At 57.4% G+C, this 782-nt stretch carries 2 pseudogenes; one reads left to right on the plus strand and one right to left on the minus strand.

The annotated features are described in order from the left end of the window. Positions 1 to 419, plus strand: a pseudogene (locus J5224_RS32060) (12-oxophytodienoate reductase); the annotation flags it as partial. A gap of 74 nt (positions 420 to 493) precedes the next feature. Here the strand turns inward: J5224_RS32060 and J5224_RS32065 are convergent. Continuing rightward, a pseudogene (locus J5224_RS32065) lies at positions 494 to 782 on the minus strand (iron-containing alcohol dehydrogenase); the annotation flags it as partial.

Consider the following 782-nt stretch of genomic DNA (forward strand, 5'->3'; position numbering starts at 1 on the left):
ATAAAGCCCGTCTGGCAACCTCACCGCAAGAAATGACGGAGTGGCTGGCACCGTTGGTTGACGCGGGCGCTGATATTCTGCACTGCTCTCAACGTCGCTTCTGGGAGCCGGAGTTCCCGGAGATTGACGGCGAGCAAGGGTTGAATTTTGCCGGTTGGGCGAAGAAATTAACCGGTGCGGCCACCATCAGCGTCGGGTCGGTGGGGTTAACCTCTGACTTCTTTGCCGCCTTCGGCGGTGAAGGCTCTGGTACTGCGGCGCTGGATAACCTTTACACGCGTATGGAACGGGACGAGTTTGACCTGATCGCCGTAGGGCGTGTTCTGCTTTCTGATGCGCACTGGGCAGAAAAAGTCCAGTCGGGTCAGACGGCGTCCTTGCGTGGATTTAATGCGGCAGATTTGGCCGTACTCGCCTGATATACCGCTATGACAAAGGGAGCCAGTGGCTCCCTTCGCAGACACAGCAATGAGGGGCGGCGCTTAACGTGCCGCTCGTAGATCTTCTGGCTCACTTCCGGCGTAATATCAGCGTGTTCCCCGAGCGCCGTCATACCGTGTTCTTTCAGTTTGGACACCAGCGTCGGGATGGTGCTGCCATCCAATTGGTAATCCGCCATGTGGGTGGGTACGCCCATTTTCTCGAAGAACGCACGCGTGGCCGCGATAGCGCCATCGATCCGCTGCTCTTCGCTACCTTCACGCAAATCCCACACGCGTTCTGCATATTGCAACAGTTTGGCGCGCTTTTGCGCTTTTTTCGCTTGCAGCAGAGAAGGCAGC

It is taken from the genome of Candidatus Symbiopectobacterium sp. NZEC135 (assembly GCF_025962695.1).